This window comes from Nocardioides pocheonensis (assembly GCF_003725535.1).
GTDB lineage: Bacteria > Actinomycetota > Actinomycetes > Propionibacteriales > Nocardioidaceae > Marmoricola > Marmoricola pocheonensis.
This window is the reverse complement of sequence record NZ_RJSF01000019.1, coordinates 17,276-32,135: the sequence shown is the minus strand read 5'-3', so window position 1 is coordinate 32,135 and position 14,860 is coordinate 17,276. Positions and strand designations below refer to the sequence as shown.

The 14,860-nt window shown below is 73.2% G+C and carries 12 protein-coding genes; 6 read left to right on the top strand and 6 right to left on the bottom strand.

From position 1 onward, the window contains the following. Together EFL26_RS24085 and EFL26_RS05980 are read right to left on the bottom strand one after the other, a co-directional pair. Window positions 1–197, bottom strand: a 197-nt coding sequence (locus EFL26_RS24085) for a hypothetical protein (RefSeq protein ID WP_183408053.1), incomplete at its 3' end; no start/stop codon positions are given. A gap of 104 nt (window positions 198–301) precedes the next feature. Continuing rightward, on the bottom strand, window positions 302–1,378 hold the full coding sequence (locus tag EFL26_RS05980; protein WP_123221986.1) for a WD40/YVTN/BNR-like repeat-containing protein: 1,077 nt from the start codon (window positions 1,376–1,378) through the stop codon (window positions 302–304). A gap of 179 nt (window positions 1,379–1,557) precedes the next feature. Here EFL26_RS05980 and EFL26_RS05975 point away from each other — a divergent pair, with 179 nt between their 5' ends. The 3 genes from EFL26_RS05975 (at window position 1,558) to EFL26_RS05965 (ending at window position 4,019) form a co-directional block, all read left to right on the top strand. Continuing rightward, window positions 1,558–1,767, top strand: a complete 210-nt coding sequence (locus EFL26_RS05975; RefSeq protein ID WP_123221985.1) for a hypothetical protein — start codon at window positions 1,558–1,560, stop codon at window positions 1,765–1,767. A 98-nt stretch (window positions 1,768–1,865) separates the two neighbouring features. After that, window positions 1,866–2,801 (top strand): alpha/beta fold hydrolase, encoded by a 936-nt coding sequence (locus EFL26_RS05970; RefSeq protein ID WP_123221984.1) that lies wholly within the window; start codon window positions 1,866–1,868, stop codon window positions 2,799–2,801. A 39-nt stretch (window positions 2,802–2,840) separates the two neighbouring features. Continuing rightward, on the top strand, window positions 2,841–4,019 hold the full coding sequence (locus tag EFL26_RS05965) for a PQQ-dependent sugar dehydrogenase (protein ID WP_246000045.1): 1,179 nt from the start codon (window positions 2,841–2,843) through the stop codon (window positions 4,017–4,019). Between the two features lies 1 nt (window position 4,020). Here the strand turns inward: EFL26_RS05965 and gatB are convergent, their stop codons facing one another. The 4 genes from gatB to EFL26_RS05945 are packed head-to-tail and all read right to left on the bottom strand — an operon-like array spanning window position 4,021 to window position 9,739. After that, complete coding sequence (gene gatB, locus EFL26_RS05960) at window positions 4,021–5,556, bottom strand: Asp-tRNA(Asn)/Glu-tRNA(Gln) amidotransferase subunit GatB (protein WP_123221983.1); 1,536 nt, start codon at window positions 5,554–5,556, stop codon at window positions 4,021–4,023. After that, window positions 5,553–7,082, bottom strand: a complete 1,530-nt coding sequence (gatA, locus tag EFL26_RS05955; RefSeq protein WP_123221982.1) for an Asp-tRNA(Asn)/Glu-tRNA(Gln) amidotransferase subunit GatA — start codon at window positions 7,080–7,082, stop codon at window positions 5,553–5,555. The genes gatB and gatA overlap by 4 nt, the downstream gene beginning before the upstream one ends. Continuing rightward, window positions 7,079–7,378, bottom strand: coding sequence for an Asp-tRNA(Asn)/Glu-tRNA(Gln) amidotransferase subunit GatC (gene gatC / locus EFL26_RS05950; protein ID WP_123221981.1), 300 nt, complete (start codon window positions 7,376–7,378; stop codon window positions 7,079–7,081). The genes gatA and gatC overlap by 4 nt, the downstream gene beginning before the upstream one ends. A gap of 57 nt (window positions 7,379–7,435) precedes the next feature. After that, window positions 7,436–9,739, bottom strand: coding sequence for a glycosyltransferase family 2 protein (locus tag EFL26_RS05945; RefSeq protein ID WP_183408052.1), 2,304 nt, complete (start codon window positions 9,737–9,739; stop codon window positions 7,436–7,438). 64 nt (window positions 9,740–9,803) lie between these two features. On the opposite strand from EFL26_RS05945, the gene EFL26_RS05940 reads away from it, so the two are divergent. From EFL26_RS05940 to EFL26_RS05930, 3 genes are all read left to right on the top strand, one after another. Next, a complete protein-coding gene (locus tag EFL26_RS05940) occupies window positions 9,804–10,298 on the top strand; it encodes a DinB family protein (protein WP_123221979.1) in 495 nt (164 codons plus the stop codon). 133 nt (window positions 10,299–10,431) lie between these two features. Further along, the gene (locus tag EFL26_RS05935; protein ID WP_123221978.1) at window positions 10,432–12,540 is read left to right on the top strand and encodes a glycosyltransferase family 2 protein; all 2,109 of its coding nucleotides are present in this window, start codon (window positions 10,432–10,434) and stop codon (window positions 12,538–12,540) included. Next, window positions 12,533–14,848: a putative bifunctional diguanylate cyclase/phosphodiesterase gene (locus tag EFL26_RS05930; RefSeq protein ID WP_123221977.1), complete on the top strand. Its 2,316-nt coding sequence runs from the start codon at window positions 12,533–12,535 to the stop codon at window positions 14,846–14,848. The genes EFL26_RS05935 and EFL26_RS05930 overlap by 8 nt, the downstream gene beginning before the upstream one ends. Window positions 14,849–14,860: the final 12 nt, after the last annotated feature.

Below are 14,860 nucleotides of genomic sequence, written 5' to 3'. Positions count from 1 at the left end.
CCCAGGATCGCGGAGTGACCCAGGATCGCGGAGTGGCCCGCGTCGCGGAGGATCGCGGAATGGCCCGTGTGGCGGAGGATCGCGGCGTCGGCCGACGATGCGATGCCGAGCACCGGCGCGGCGACCAGAGCGGTGGAGACGGCGAGCAGCCCGAGCGTGCGCATGAGGTCCTTCCGGTCGAGATCACCGGACCCCACGGCCCGGCCTGGACCTCATCATCGGCGATCCACCGCCAAAAAGCCATACATAATTGGACAAAACATCCCAATTGACCATGCTGGCCGACGCGGAAGCCGGGGGGTCAGATCGCCGCCGCGCGGACGCACATCACGTCCGGCAGGTTCGCCACGACCTGGCGCCAGCTCTCGCCGCTGTCCGAGGAGCCCCACACCGTGCCGTTGCGGGCCCCGAAGTACACCCCGGCCGACTCGTGGGTGTCCGCGCACATCGCGTCGCGCATCACTCCGACGTAGAACTGGTCCGGCAGGCCCTCGTCCAGCGCCTCCCAGGACGCGCCGGCGTCCTGCGAGCGCCACACCCGGGCGCGAGCGTCGGGCGGGTAGCGCCGGTCGCCGCCGTTGAGCGGGAAGACGTACACGGTGTCAGGGTCGTGCGGGTGGGCCACCACGGGGAAGCCGAAGTCGACGGGCAGCCCGTCGGCGATGGACTCCCAGGTGTCGCCGTGGTCGTCGGAGCGGTAGACGCCACCGTGGTTCTGCAGGAAGAGCCGGTCGGGCCGGGCGGGGTGGCGAGTCACCTTGTGCACGCACTGGCCGAACTCCGGGTAGCGCTGGTCCTCGGGGAGGAAGTCGGCCCGGATCCCGTGGTTGCGCGGCTCCCAGGACGCGCCGCCGTCGGAGGTCTGGTAGCAGCCGCCGGTCGAGATCGCCACCGTCACCGACGACGGGTCGTCCGGGTGCGGGAGGATCGTGTGGAACGCCTGCCCGCCGAAGCCGGCGCCCCACTGCGGCCGGTGCGGGTGGTCCCACAGCGCGCGCTCCAGCGCGAAGGTCTCACCGCCGTCGTCGGAGCGGAAGACCGCTCCGGGCTCGGTGCCGGCGTACACGGTGCTATCGCCGGCGGGGACCAGCTGCCAGACCCGCTCCACCGACGTGTCGAGGTCGGAGGGGAAGTGCGCGCCGCTGGTCGGCTGCCAGGTCTCGCCGAGGTCGTCGGAGACCTGGATCTGCGGCCCGGTCCACGGCGAGGAGGCTCCGGCGAACAGCCGTGGACGGCCGCCCCGCGTGTCGACCATGCAGGAGTAGACCTCGGTCATGTCGAAGTGCGGGCCGCTCCAGGACCAGTCCGTACGCCGGGCGTCGGAGCGGCCGACCCAGAGTCCCTTGCGGGTGCCGACCATCAGGATCGTGTCTGCCATCTGCCGAGCATGCTCCTGGCCGATCCCGCCCTCAAGACTTTTCCGCCTTCCCGGGCCCCGTCCCCCGGCCCCGTCGTGAGGTGACGTTCACGCACTCGTCACACGAGTGTGACCGCGGTGACGTCCGGGCCTCCTAGATTCGGGGACACGGAACCGAACTCAGTGGGAGGAGGAGACGGATGAGCCTGGTCGCTACTCAGCCGTGGGTCCTCGTGACGCAGTGGTCAACCCGCAGCCAGGAGCAGGCCCGTCGCAATGCGATGGCCGCCTGCACCGACCTGGCCGCCCGACGCCTCGAGCGCCTCGACGTGGAGGCCTTCATCGCCGACTTCATGGCCCGCCGCGCGGCTGCCGCGCAGCCGGCCAGCAGCATCGCCGGAGTCGGCTGACCCACGTGTGACCCAGTCCCGCCGTGGTGAGGCCACTCTCGGGTGATCTCAGCCACCAAATCCCTCCTCACGCAGGAGGGCTGGGGCACACTTTGGGCATGTCTGCCGAGTCCGCGGCCCCCGTCGCGCTGCACGTCGTCCCGGATCCGGCCGAGCCGGAGCCCGGTCTGGCCCTGCGTCACTTCACGGTGATCGCCCGCGACGGCACCGAGCTGCGCGCCTGGACCAACGACGTGGACGGGCCCACGGTGCTGCTCTGCAACGGCCTCGGCACGAGCCCCTACTCGTGGCCGGCACTGCTCGACCCCGACTGCGGCGTGCGGGTGATCTCGTGGCACCACCGCGGCACCGGCGGCTCCGGTCGCCCCGCGAACCGGCACCACGTCGGCATCGAGCACTTCGTGGAGGACGCGCTCGCCGTCATGGACGCCGCGGGCCTCGACGCCTGTCCGGTGATGGGCTGGTCCATGGGCGTCAACACCGCGTTCGAGCTGGCCTACCTGCACCCGCACCGGGTCACCGGCCTCTTCGCCGTCGCCGGTGTGCCCGGTGGCACGTTCGCCTCGATGCTGGCTCCCCTCCGCATCCCGCGGTTCGCGCGCGCCGCGATCACGGTGAACCTCGCCCGGGTCATGGGCGTGCTCGGCAAGCCGGCCACCCTGGTCACGCGCAGGCTGCCGGTCGGCCCGCTCACCGCGGCCGTGCTGACCCACAGCGGCTTCATGCTCCCCGTCCCCGACACCGAGCTGGCCCGCCGCGCGATCAAGGAGTTCCTGACCACCCCGATCGACTGGTACATGCACCTCGCGGTGACCACCTCGCGGCACGTCCGCGTCTCCTTGCGCGGCATCCGCGTGCCCACGACCTTCGTCGCCGGCCGCTGGGACGTGCTCGCCTCGGCCGAGGACATGCGCACCGCCGCGGAGCGCATCCCCGGCGCGCGGTACGAGCGTCTCAACGCCAGCCACTTCGTGGCGATGGAGCGCCCCGACGAGGTGCACGAGCTCCTGCTGGACCTGCTCGACCAGGTCTGAGCCGCGTCGAGACCTCCCCCGCTGGCTAGTCTGGGCGAGGTGCTGCGCCTCCGCACCGTCCCGGTGACCGTCTGCCTCTCGGGCGCCCTGTGCGGCCTGCTCGCCAGCTGCGGAGGCGGCTCCGGCGCGTTCGACACCCACTCGTCCGGCCCGGCTCCGGAGACGGCGTCGCCGAGCCCGACGACCGGCGCGCCGACGGCTCCGGCCACCGGGTCCGACTCCGCCTCGCCCGGGCCGCCGTCGGCGTCGCCGTCGGGACCTCCGCGGGTGATCGGCACGGTGGCGAACGGGCTCGAGGTCCCGTGGGGCATCGGGTTCCTGCCCGACGGCTCCGCCCTGGTCACCGAGCGGGACAGCGGCCGTGTCCTGCGGGTCGCCGGCGGCCGGACCAGCGAGGTGGGGCGGATCGACCAGACCCGCCCCCAGGGCGAGTCGGGGCTGCTCGGCCTCGCCGTCTCGCCGTCGTACGCCGGGGACCACCGGGTCTTCGTCTACGCCTCGACGGACCGCGACAACCGCGTGCTGCGGATGACGTACGACGGCACGCGTCTCGGCCGGCCGACCGCGATCCTCACCGGCATCCCCCACGGGACGATCCACGACGGCGGCCGGTTGGTGTTCGGGCCCGACGGCTTCCTCTACGTGTCCACCGGCGAGACGGGCGTCCCCGGGCTCGCCCAGCAGGAGGGCTCGCTCGGCGGCAAGATCCTGCGGATCACCCAGGACGGCGCGCCGGCGCCGGGCAACCCGGACCCGCACTCACCGGTGTGGACCCTGGGCCACCGCAACGTGCAAGGGCTCGCCTTCGACGACGCCGGGCGGCTGTGGGCGTCGGAGTTCGGCCAGGACACGTGGGACGAGCTCAACCTGATCGAGAAGGGGACCAACTACGGGTGGCCGGAGGTCGAGGGCCGCGGCTCGTCGTCACGCTTCCGCAACCCGCAGGTCGTGTGGCCCACCGACGACGCCTCGCCCTCGGGGCTGGCCTACCTCGACGGGCACCTGTGGCTGGGCGCCCTGCGCGGGGAGCGGCTCTGGCGGGTCGACGTCGACGGACGGCGCGCCTCGCGCCCGGCGGACTTCTTCGTCGGCAGGTACGGCCGGATGCGCACGGTCGTCGTCGCGCCCGACGGCAACCTGTGGGTCACCACCTCGAACCGCGACGGCCGCGGCGACCCCGCAGCCGGGGACGACCGCATCCTGCTCGTGCGTCCCTGAGTCAGCTCAGCTTCTCGATGATCAGCTCGCGCACCCGGCCGGCGTCGGCCTGGCCGCGCATGTCCTTCATCACCACGCCGATCAGCGCGCCGGCCGCGGCGACCTTGCCGTCCCGGATCTTCGCGGCGACGTCGGGGTTCGCCTCGATCGCGCGGTCGACGGCGTCACCGAGCGCCCCCTCGTCGGAGACGATCGCGAGGCCCCGGGCCGCCACGACGGCGTCGGGGTCACCCTCCCCGGCGACCACCCCGTCGATGACCTGACGGGCGAGCTTGTCGTTGAGCGCGCCCTCGTCGACCAGCGCCTGCACGCGGGCGACCTGCTCGGGTGTGATCGGCAGGTCGGACAGGTCGACGCCCTGCTCGTTGGCGCGACGGGCGAGGTCGGAGAGCCACCACTTCCTGGCCGCCTGCGGGGTCGTGCCGGCCGCCACCGTGGCCTCGATGACCGGGATCGCCCCGGCCGCGACCACGTCACGCATCTCCAGGTCGGCGAAGCCCCAGAGCGCCTGCAGCCGTGCGCGATGCTCCCGGGGCGGTTCGGGGAGCGTGGCCCGCAGCTCCTCGACCCAGGCGCGGCTGGGGGCCACCGGGACGAGGTCGGGCTCGGGGAAGTACCGGTAGTCCTCCGCGTCGGACTTCTCGCGGCCCGACGTGGTGATGCCGGTGTCCTCGTGCCAGTGGCGGGTCTCCTGCAGCACCGATCCGCCCTCGACGAGGATCGCGGCCTGCCGGGAGATCTCGTAGCGGGCGGCCCGCTCGACCGAGCGCAGCGAGTTGACGTTCTTGGTCTCTGTCCGGGTGCCGAGCGGAACGTCGGTGGTTGAGCCTGCCGAAACCCGCGGGGCCAGCGACAGGTTCACGTCACAGCGCAGCGAGCCCTGCTCCATGCGGACGTCGGAGACGCCGAGGCCGAGGAGCAGGTCGCGCAGGTGCGCGACGTACGCCCGGGCGACCGCGGGCGCCTTCTCACGGGCGCCTGTGATCGGCCGCGTCACGATCTCGATCAGGGGGATGCCGGCCCGGTTGTAGTCGACCAGGGAGTAGTCCGCGCCGTGGATGCGGCCCGAGGTGCCCACGTGCAGCGACTTTCCGGTGTCCTCCTCCATGTGGGCGCGCTCGATCTCGACCCTGAAGGTCTCACCGGCGCCCTCCCCGTCGAGCAGGGTGACCTCGGTCCAGCCGTCGAACGCGATCGGCTCGTCGTACTGGCTGGTCTGGAAGTTCTTCGGCATGTCCGGGTAGAAGTAGTTCTTCCGCGCGAACCGGCACCACTCGGCGATCTCGCAGTTCAGCGCCAGCCCGATCCGGATCGCCGACTCGACCGCCTTGCCGTTCACCACCGGCAGCGACCCGGGCAGGCCGAGGCAGGTCGGGCAGGTCTGCGTGTTCGGCTCGGCGCCGAACTCGGTGCTGCAGCCGCAGAACATCTTGGTGACCGTGTTGAGCTCGACGTGGACCTCGAGGCCCATCGCCGGATCGAACCGCTCGAGCGCCTCCTCGAACGACAGCAGCGTGTCGGCGGTCTGGGTGCTCATCGACGGGCTCCTTCCAGGGCGGGCGCCCGGTCGAGCAGCGGGCCGCCCCACTCCTTCTCCAGCAGGGACTCCAGCGCGGCGCCCACGCGGTACAGCCGCTCGTCGGCCAGCGCCGGGGCCAGCACCTGGAAGCCGACGGGGAGGCCGTCCTCGGGTGCGAGGCCGGCAGGCAGCGAGAGGCCCGGTACGCCGGCCAGGTTGGCCGGGATCGTGGCGATGTCGTTGAGGTACATCGCCACCGGGTCGTCGAGCTTCTCCCCGATCCGGAACGCCGTGGTCGGCGCCGTCGGCGAGACCAGCACGTCGGCCTGCGCGAACGCGGCCTCGAAGTCACGGCTGATCAGGGTGCGCACCTTCTGCGCCTGGCCGTAGTAGGCGTCGTAGTAGCCGCTGGACAGCGCGTAGGTGCCGAGGATGATCCGGCGCTTGACCTCGTCGCCGAAGCCGGCGTCGCGGGTCGCGCGCATGACCTCCTCGGCGCTGGGGTTCTCCACGCCCTCGGGGATCACGCGCAGGCCGTAGCGCATCGCGTCGAAGCGGGCGAGGTTCGAGGACGCCTCGCTGGGCATGATCAGGTAGTACGCCGCGAGCGCGTGCACGAAGCTGGGGCAGGAGACCTCGACCACCTCGGCGCCGGCGGCGACGAGCAGCCGGACCGCTTCGTCGAAGCGCTGCTGCACGCCCGCCTGGTAGCCCTCGCCCCCGAGCTCGCGGATCACGCCGATCCGGACGCCGCTCATGTCGCCGGACGCGCCGAGCCGGGCCGCCGCGACCAGGTCGGGCAGCGGCTGGTCGATGCTGGTGGAGTCCAGCGGGTCGTGCCCGCCGATCACCTCGTGCAGCAGCGCGCTGTCGAGCACGGTGCGGGTCACCGGGCCGACCTGGTCGAGGGAGTTGGCCATCGCGACCAGGCCGTAGCGCGAGACACCGCCGTACGTCGGCTTCACGCCGACCGTGCCGGTGACCGCCCCGGGCTGGCGGATCGAGCCGCCGGTGTCGGTGCCGAGCGCCAGGGGCGCCTCGAACGAGGCCACCGCGGCGGCGGAGCCGCCGCCCGAGCCGCCCGGGATCCGGTCGAGGTCCCACGGGTTGTGCGTCGGGCCGTACGCCGAGTGCTCGGTCGAGGACCCCATCGCGAACTCGTCCATGTTGGTCTTGCCGAGGATCGGCAGCCCGGCCGCCCGCAGGCGGGCGACCACGGTGGCGTCGTACGGCGGCACCCAGCCCTCGAGGATCCTCGAGCCGCAGGTGGTCGGCAGGCCCTCGGTCGCCAGCACGTCCTTGACCGCGATCGGGACGCCGTCGAGGGCGGAGGCCGGAGCACCCGCAGCGCGCCGTGCGTCCGAGGCGGCCGCCTGCGCGAGGGCGCCCTCGGCGTCGACGTGCAGGAACGCGTGCACCGCGCCGTCGACGTCGGCGATCCGGTCGAGGCTCGCGCGGGTCAGCTCGACGCTCGTGGTCTCCCCCGACGCGAGCGCGTCGGCGAGCTCGGCCGCGCTGCGGCGCAGCAGGTCCGCGGCGCTCACTGCTCGTCCCCCAGGATCCGCGGGACCGCGAAGCGCTGCTGCTCGGCCTCCGGGGCTCCGGAGAGCGCCTGCTCGGCGGTCAGACCCGGTCGCGGCTCGTCGGCGCGGAACACGTTGGTCAGCGGCACGGCGTGCGACGTCGGCGGGATGTCGGCGGCCGCCACCTCGGCGATCGACGCGATGCTCTCGAGGATCACCGAGAGCTGCGGGGCAAGGTGGTCGAGCTCGGCATCGGAGAGCTCGATCCGGGCGAGCGTCGCCAGGTGCGCGACCTCGTCACGGGAAATTTCCGGCATGCGGGCAATCCTAGGAGGCTCCGCTCGCCGGGGTACGGCGCCCCGGGGCAGCCGGGGTCAGTGCGGCTTCTTCGTCCGCGGGGGCTTGGTCGGGAGCGTCGTCGGGCGGCCGTGCGCCCGGGTGGGCGACAGGGTCGGCGTCGGCTGCGACGTCAGGGCCACCGGGGTCGTCGGCGTGCGGGTCGGCGTCGGTCGCGCGAGGGCGGTCGTGCCGGGCACGGGAACCGACGTGGCCGGCGGAGAGGTCCGGGTCGTCCGGGACGTGAGCAGCGGCGAGAGCGGCGACAGCGGCGAACCCACCGAGGGCGTGGGGCCGAGCGCGGGCGCACTCACGTGCGCCGACGTTCCGGCGCTGTCGTGCCGCGTCCCGGGCGGGCCGCCGAGCGGTGGTGCACCCGCCCGGGCCCCGACGAGCAGCACCGCCACGGTCGCCGCACCGGCGACCAGCACCGGTCCGACGCGGCGACGCCGGCCGCCCGGTGCCAGCCGGGTGCGGACAGGTGACATCTCCCGGAGACGACGCAGCTCGGGCGTCAGCTCGGCGCGGGCGGCGGCCAGCGAGCTCAGTGGCGCTGCGGCGTACGCGACGCCCTGCGCGAGGAGGAGCAGGCCGACGCCCAGCCCGGTCGGGCTGCCGGTCGCCGCCGCAGCCAGACCGGCGAGGCCACCCGCGAGGCAGAGAGCGGCGAGCCCGGTCTCGACGAGGTTGCCCCGCAATGAAGCGCGCCAGGTCGCCGCACGGTTCGGCTCGGGCGTCGGGAGGGAGAGGGGCTCCCGCGCCAGCGCTGCCCGCACGGAGGCCGACGCCCCCACCCAGCCGAGCGCGAGCGACAGCCCGAACGCACCGAGCGCACCGCGCCGGCCAGTCCCCGTGGTCCGGCGGAGCAGCGCGACCGAGCGCGCCCAGGTCAGGAACACGCAGAACACGCCGAGCAGCAGTGGCGCGCCGAACCTCCGCACGAACCGGCCGTCCCCCGCGAGCGCGTCGAGCGCACCGACCAGCAGGAGCACGGTGAGGAGAAGGGCGGCGAGGTCGCCGAACCATCGGAGTCCGCCGGCCAGGTGGGTCCACCGCTGGGCGGGCGTGAGCCGGTTCGTCTCCGTGCGGGACCCCGGCAGGAGCGAGCGCCAGTGCCGGCGCAGCACCTGCACGCCGCCGAGGCACCACCGGTACCGCTGCCGCTTGAGCGCCTCGAAGGTCGGTGGCATGGTCCAGCGGCCGAACGAGCGGTCGACGTGCAGGCCGGACCACCCGGCCTGGAGCAGCCTCAGGCCCAGCTCCGGCGCCTCGGTGGCGCAGAGCTCGTCCCAGCCACCGGCCTCGACGAGGGCGTCCCGGCTGACCAGGCCCATCGCGCCGGTGAACATCGCGCTGTCGCGCTCGTTGCGGGACCGCTGCGGGACGTCGCACGAGGCGGCGTGGAAGCGGTCCAGCCCCCGGAAGTAGGGGTCGAGGTTCCAGGAGCGGTGGTCCCGGGACGTCTGCACGAAGGCGAGGTCCTCGTCGGCGAACAGCGGGACGCAGCGGGACAGGAAGTCGGGCTCGACCTCGAGGCCGGCCTCGAGGACGCCGACGAGCTGGGTGCGCGGGTCGACCTTCTCCAGCGCGACGTTGAGCGCTCGGGACCGGTGGCCCGGCCGGTCGTCCAGGTGGAAGAACCCGAGCCGCTCGTCGGCGCGGCAGAACCGCTCGACCGGGCGCCACAGCTCGGGATCGTCGGTGCCGTGGTCGACGACCAGCACCTCGAGGTCGTCGTACTCCAGCTCCAGCAGGTGGCGCAGCGTCTCGATCACCAGCTCCGGCGGCTCGTGGTGCGTCGGGAGGTGCAGGCTGACGAAGGGACCGCTCCGGCGTCCGCTCGCGGCCGCGACCTCGCGGTCGGTCTCCCCGCGGCGCTGCCAGTCCCAGCGCGCGAGCGCCTCGACCGTCTCCCACAGCTGGGCCAGGGCGACCAGGCAGAGGAACAGCTGGAGCACCCAGAGCAGGGCGCCGCCCACCAGCGCCGCCGGGCCGAGGCCCGACTCGGCGATCCACAGCGCCACGGAGGCCAGGTACGCCGCCGCGGCGACCACGGTCAGAGACCACGCGAGCAGGCCGCGCAGCACCCACGGCCGGGCGCTCGGGCCGAAGCCGGCCACCGCGAGGGCGAGGACCGTCGCGACGACCAGGCTGCGCCACGGGCCGGCACCGCCGAGCGCGCCGCCGGCGAGAGCCGTGCCCGCCGCGAGACCGGCCCCGAGCAGCGCGCGGTAGCCGTTGCGCAACCTCGGGCGGGCCGCGCGGCCCACGAACAGCGAGGCGGTCGCGGCGACCGCGAGCGCCAGGGCGGTCACCAGCAGCTGGGCGATCAGTGCAGACAAGGGTCCCTCCCGAGACACCGTCCCCCGAAAACGCGTGCAAGTGGTCGGATCGTACGCTGCGCCCATGGAACCCGTCCTCATCGCCGACGAGCGCACGCAGATCGAGCAGTTCCTCGACACCAACCGGGACGAGCTCGTCGAGGCGGTCGAGGGGCTGACCGACGAGCAGGCCCGCCGGCGGCTGGTGCCCTCGCTCACCACGCCGCTGGGGCTGCTCAAGCACGTGACCTGGGCCGAGCAGGTGTGGTTCCACGTCGGTCTCGCCGGGCGCACCCGGGAGGAGCTGGGCCTGCCGCTCGAGAACGACCCGAGCTGGACCGTCCACGAGGACGACACCGTCGCCGCGGTCGTGGCCGAGTACCGGCGCGTGTGCGCCGAGGCGCGGGAGATCGCTGCGGCGTACGCGCTCGACGACCTGGCGGTGCACAACCGGAGGGGCCCGCTGACGCTGCGCTGGCTCTACCTGCACATGATCGAGGAGATCGCCCGGCACGCCGGGCACGCGGACATCCTCCGCGAGCAGATCCTCGCGGGCGACGCCGTGGAAGTACCGGAGTGACCCGTTCCGGTGGTCGTCCGCACCGTTCAGGCGAGTTTGGCAGGACCAAGGTCCCGAAAAGGGCTCAAACGGGCTGAAACGGGTCATACCTCCCCCATGCTGGAGACATCGCCGGACCAGGGGAGAGTCCAAGATGAGCAGCAACGCGGTGGCCGTCACGGCCCTGACCCGCACCAGCATCAACCGGGCACATGAACACGACGCCGCCGACCTGCACGCGAGGTCCCGTCGCCACACCACGACCGCGGGGTGGGCCGACCTGCTCGGCGCGCCCAGCGCCGAGTCCGTCCGTTCGCGCGACCTCGCCCACCTCGGTGGCTTCGTCGCGCTCAGCGCGCTGGTGGGCTACCTGACCTGGCGCATCGCCTACACGTTGCCGGCCGCCGGGCCGAACCGGGTGGCCGCCTGGGTCCTGATCGGCTTCGAGGCCGTCCCGCTGGTCGGGATGGCGTTCCGGATCGTGACCCTCTGGAACATCGACTCCGCCGCGCCGGCACCGGTGACCGAGGCGCCGCGCGGGATGACCGTCGCGGTGCTGATCCCGACGTACGACGAGCCCGCCGAGGTGATCGCCCCGACGATCGCCGCGTCCTGCGCGCTCCAGCCTGCTCACGAGACCTGGGTGCTCGACGACGGTGACCGGCCCTGGGTCGCGGAGATCTGTCGCGCGTACGGCGCCCGCTACGTCTCCCGCCCGGTCCACGACCACGCCAAGGCCGGCAACCTCAACCACGCGCTCGACCTGATGGCCCGCGAGGCCGCGGAGGGCACCGCGGAGGAGATCGACGTCGTGGCCGTGCTCGACTGCGACCACGTGCCGCTGCCGTCCTTCCTGACCGCGACGCTCGGCTGGTTCGACGACCCGGAGATCGCGCTCGTGCAGGGGCCGCAGAGCTTCTACAACGGCGGCGCCTTCGACGACGACGGCGTCAACGGCGAGCAGGGCCTGTTCTTCAACGTGCTCATGGCCGCGCGCAACCACCCGGGCGCCGGTCCGTTCTGGTGCGGGTCCACCGCCCTGGTGCGCACCCGGGCCCTGCGCGAGATCGGTGGCGTCTCGACCGACACCATCGTCGAGGACATGCACACGACGCTCGCACTCCTCCGCGCCGGCTGGCGCTCGGTGTACCACCACCAGACGCTTGCCGTCGGCCTGGCGCCGGCGACCGCCGACCAGTACCTGCTCCAGCGGCGACGCTGGGGCCTGGGCGCCATGCAGGTCCTGCTCCAGGAGCGGCTCTGGGGCGCGAAGCGCTGGCTCTCGTGGCGCAACTACTACGAGTACCTGACCGGGACGCTGTGGTGGCTCGAGGGTGCGGCGACCGTGCTCGTGCTGATGGTCCCGGTCGCCCTGCTGCTGAGCGGTGCCCAGACCTCCACGGCCGGGCCGCTGTCGTTCACCGCGGTGTTCGCCGGCACCTTCGTCCTGCGCCTCTGGGGGGCGAAGCGGCTCTACCGCCACCAGCTGAGCTGGACGAACGCGCTCGCCCTCCGGATCCTGAGGATCCCGGTCGGCCTCTCCTGCCTGTGGTGGCTGGTGACCCGGCGGACGCTGGAGTTCCAGGTCACCCCGAAGAGCGGCGCGGACGCGCGGGTCGTCGGTCGGGTCCCCCGCGTGCTGCTGGTGCTGCTCGGCGCCCTCGTGCTGATCCTGGGCTACTCGGCCGCGGGCCTGGCGGGCCTGGTTCCCTGGCGCGCCACGCCCGGCGCCACCGTGGCGTCCGGCGCCTGGCTGGTCGTCGCGGCCACCACGGTCGGGTTCGGCGTACGCCGGATCCGTGCCGCTGAGTTCGCCTCGTCGCGTCGGAACTCCCACCGGTTCGCGGTGACCGCCAAGGTCACCGTCGACGGCTACCTGACCGACCTGGTCGACGCCTCCGTCGGAGGCGTGAGCGTCCGGATGCCCGCGCACGAGGGGCCCGGTCCGGGCCTGGTCGAGCTCGGGCTTCCCGGCGCCGGCCGGCTGCAGCTCGCCCTCGTCCGCGCTGCGGTCGAGGACGGGTTCGACCCGGACGACCGACTCGTGTCCCTCCGGGTCCTGCCCGGGGACTGGGCGGCGATGCGGACGCTGTCGCTCTGGCTGTTCCACACCCCCACCGGCGCCGCGTCGGACCTCCCCAGGGGTGTGCCAGCGGCAGCGTCCACAGCGCCTGCGCCCAGCCTCACGGTGCGGCAGAACCGGGCGGCCGCGGCGAAGGTCCGGCCGGCGGCAGCGGCGGCGGCGGTGATGAGCCATGGCTGAGCGGGTCATGGAGCGGCGCCGGGCCACCAAGCCGGTGCCCACCGCGCGCCTGTCCTACGCGTTCCTGGTGGTGGGCGGGCTCACCGTCCTCGCCTCGGAGCTGCTGCCGACGCCCCGGCTCGTCCAGGACGCGGTCTACTCGATCCTGAGCCTGGCGGTGGTCGCGGCGATCCTGGTCGGGGTGCGGCGCTACGCGCCGCGGTCGGGCAAGGCGTGGATCTTCATGGCCTGCGGACAGGCGTCGTGGGTCATCGCCGACACCACGTTCAACTGGCAGCAGGACGTCATGCACGTCGATGCCTTCCCGACCTTCTCCGACGGCTTCTACCTGGCCGGCTACCCGCTGCTGGCCGTCGGCCTCGGGATGCTGGTCAAGGACCGGGCACACAGCCGCCGCGACCTCGGGCCGCTGCTCGACAGCGCCACCGTGACCGCGGGCCTGTGCCTGCTCTCCTGGGTCCTCCTGGCCCGCCCGACGATCGCGTCGCTGCACCACTCCCCGGGTGCAGCCGCGGTCGCCGCGGCGTACCCGGCGATGGACATCCTGCTGGTGGGAGCCCTGGTACGGCTGCTGAGCACGCCCGGGGGCCGCTCGCCGGCGTTCCGGATGCTGCTGGGGGCCCTCGTCCTGCTGATCACCGCGGACACGCTGTCCGTGGCGTTCGACCTGTTCGCCACCAACACGGTCTCGGTCGTGGAGTACCTCTGGTTGTTCTCGTACGTCGCGTGGGGGGCCGCTGCTCTCCACCCGTCGATGACCACGCTCTCGGACAGCGTCAGCAAACCCGACGTGCACTTCCGCGGCGTGCGGCTGCTCGCGGTCGTGCTGGCCACGCTGATCGCGCCGTCCCTGCTGGCCATGCACGAGGTCACCGGTGTCCCGGTCGACGTGTGGGCGGTGATCATCGGGTCCGTGGTGATGTTCCTGCTGGTCGTGGTCAGGATGAGCCTGGCGATCGAGCAGATCGCCTACGCCCACGAGGCGCTGGAGAAGCTGCAGGACGAGCTCGCCGTCCAGGCGACGCACGACCCGCTGACCGGGCTCGCCAACCGGACCCAGTCGATGCGGCTCCTCGCCGGCGCGCTGGGCCGGGCGCGGCGCCGCCGCTCGACGGTCGGCCTGCTGTTCATCGACCTCGACGGCTTCAAGGGCGTCAACGACAACAACGGGCACCGGACCGGCGACGAGGTGCTGCGCCACGTCGCCCGCCGGATGAGCCAGCAGGTCCGGGAGGTCGACTTCGTCGCCCGCCTCGGCGGCGACGAGTTCGTGGTCGGCGTCGAGGACGTCCTGGACGAGGCCTCCGTCGTCACGCTGGCCCACCGCCTGATCGCCGCGATCTCGCAGCCGATCCAGGTCAGCGAGGACCTGACCGTCCAGGTCGGTGCCAGTGTCGGCATCGCGCTCGGCCGCGGGGGCGAGACCGACGTCGAGACGCTGCTGCACGAGGCGGACCTCGCGGTCTACCGCGCCAAGGCCGCCGGCCGCGGCTGCGCCGAGCTGTTCAGCTGGACCGCACGCGCCGCGCTCAAGGAGCGCAACGAGCTCGAGCGCGCGCTCGTCGGCGCGATCGCGGACAACGAGCTGGTGCTGCACTTCCAGCCGATCGTCGACACCGAGACCGGGAGGGTGGACTGCTTCGAGGCGCTCGTGCGCTGGGACCGCCCGGGCTTCGGGCTGCTGCCCCCCGACGAGTTCCTGCCGGTGGCGGAGTCGTCGGACCTGATCTGCCAGCTCGACACCTGGGTGCTGCGCGAGGCCGTCGCCCAGCTCTCCCGGTGGAACCGGATGCGCGGCGACCGCGAGCTCAAGGTCGCCGTGAACGTGTCCGGCCGGCACGTCAGCCAGCACCGGATCCAGAGCGACGTCGCCGGCGCGCTGCGGGTCAGCACCGTCGACCCCGGCCAGCTGGTGATCGAGGTGACCGAGACCGCCCTGATGGACGGCAGCGTCGCCGCGACCAACCTCGAGGCGCTGCGCAAGACCGGCGTGATCGTCAGCCTGGACGACTTCGGCACCGGCTACCAGTCCAGCGCCCAGCTCTCGCGGCTGCCCGTGGACGTGCTGAAGATCGACCGCCGCTTCGTCGACACCAGCTCGGCCGCGGCTCGCAGCCTCCTCGAGCTCATGGTGAAGGCCGCGCACGCGTTCGGCGCCGAAGTGGTCGCCGAGGGCGTCGAGAACGAGGAGGAGCTGGCGTTCGCTCGCGCGATCGGCTGTGAGTACGTGCAGGGCTTCCACATCGCGCGTCCCGCGCCGGCCGACCAGCTGGAGGCGGCGGACGTCGACCGGGAGCTCGCCGGCTGAGACCGACAGCCC

Coding starts and splice junctions, on each gene's coding strand:
- EFL26_RS05980 (WP_123221986.1), bottom strand. CDS start 1,378: ATGGCAGACACGATCCTGATGGTCGGCACCCGCAAGGGACTCTGGGTC.
- EFL26_RS05975 (WP_123221985.1), top strand. CDS start 1,558: ATGAGCCTGGTCGCTACTCAGCCGTGGGTCCTCGTGACGCAGTGGTCA.
- EFL26_RS05970 (WP_123221984.1), top strand. CDS start 1,866: ATGTCTGCCGAGTCCGCGGCCCCCGTCGCGCTGCACGTCGTCCCGGAT.
- gatB (WP_123221983.1), bottom strand. CDS start 5,556: ATGAGCACCCAGACCGCCGACACGCTGCTGTCGTTCGAGGAGGCGCTC.
- gatC (WP_123221981.1), bottom strand. CDS start 7,378: ATGCCGGAAATTTCCCGTGACGAGGTCGCGCACCTGGCGACGCTCGCC.
- EFL26_RS05940 (WP_123221979.1), top strand. CDS start 9,804: ATGGAACCCGTCCTCATCGCCGACGAGCGCACGCAGATCGAGCAGTTC.
- EFL26_RS05935 (WP_123221978.1), top strand. CDS start 10,432: ATGAGCAGCAACGCGGTGGCCGTCACGGCCCTGACCCGCACCAGCATC.
- EFL26_RS05930 (WP_123221977.1), top strand. CDS start 12,533: ATGGCTGAGCGGGTCATGGAGCGGCGCCGGGCCACCAAGCCGGTGCCC.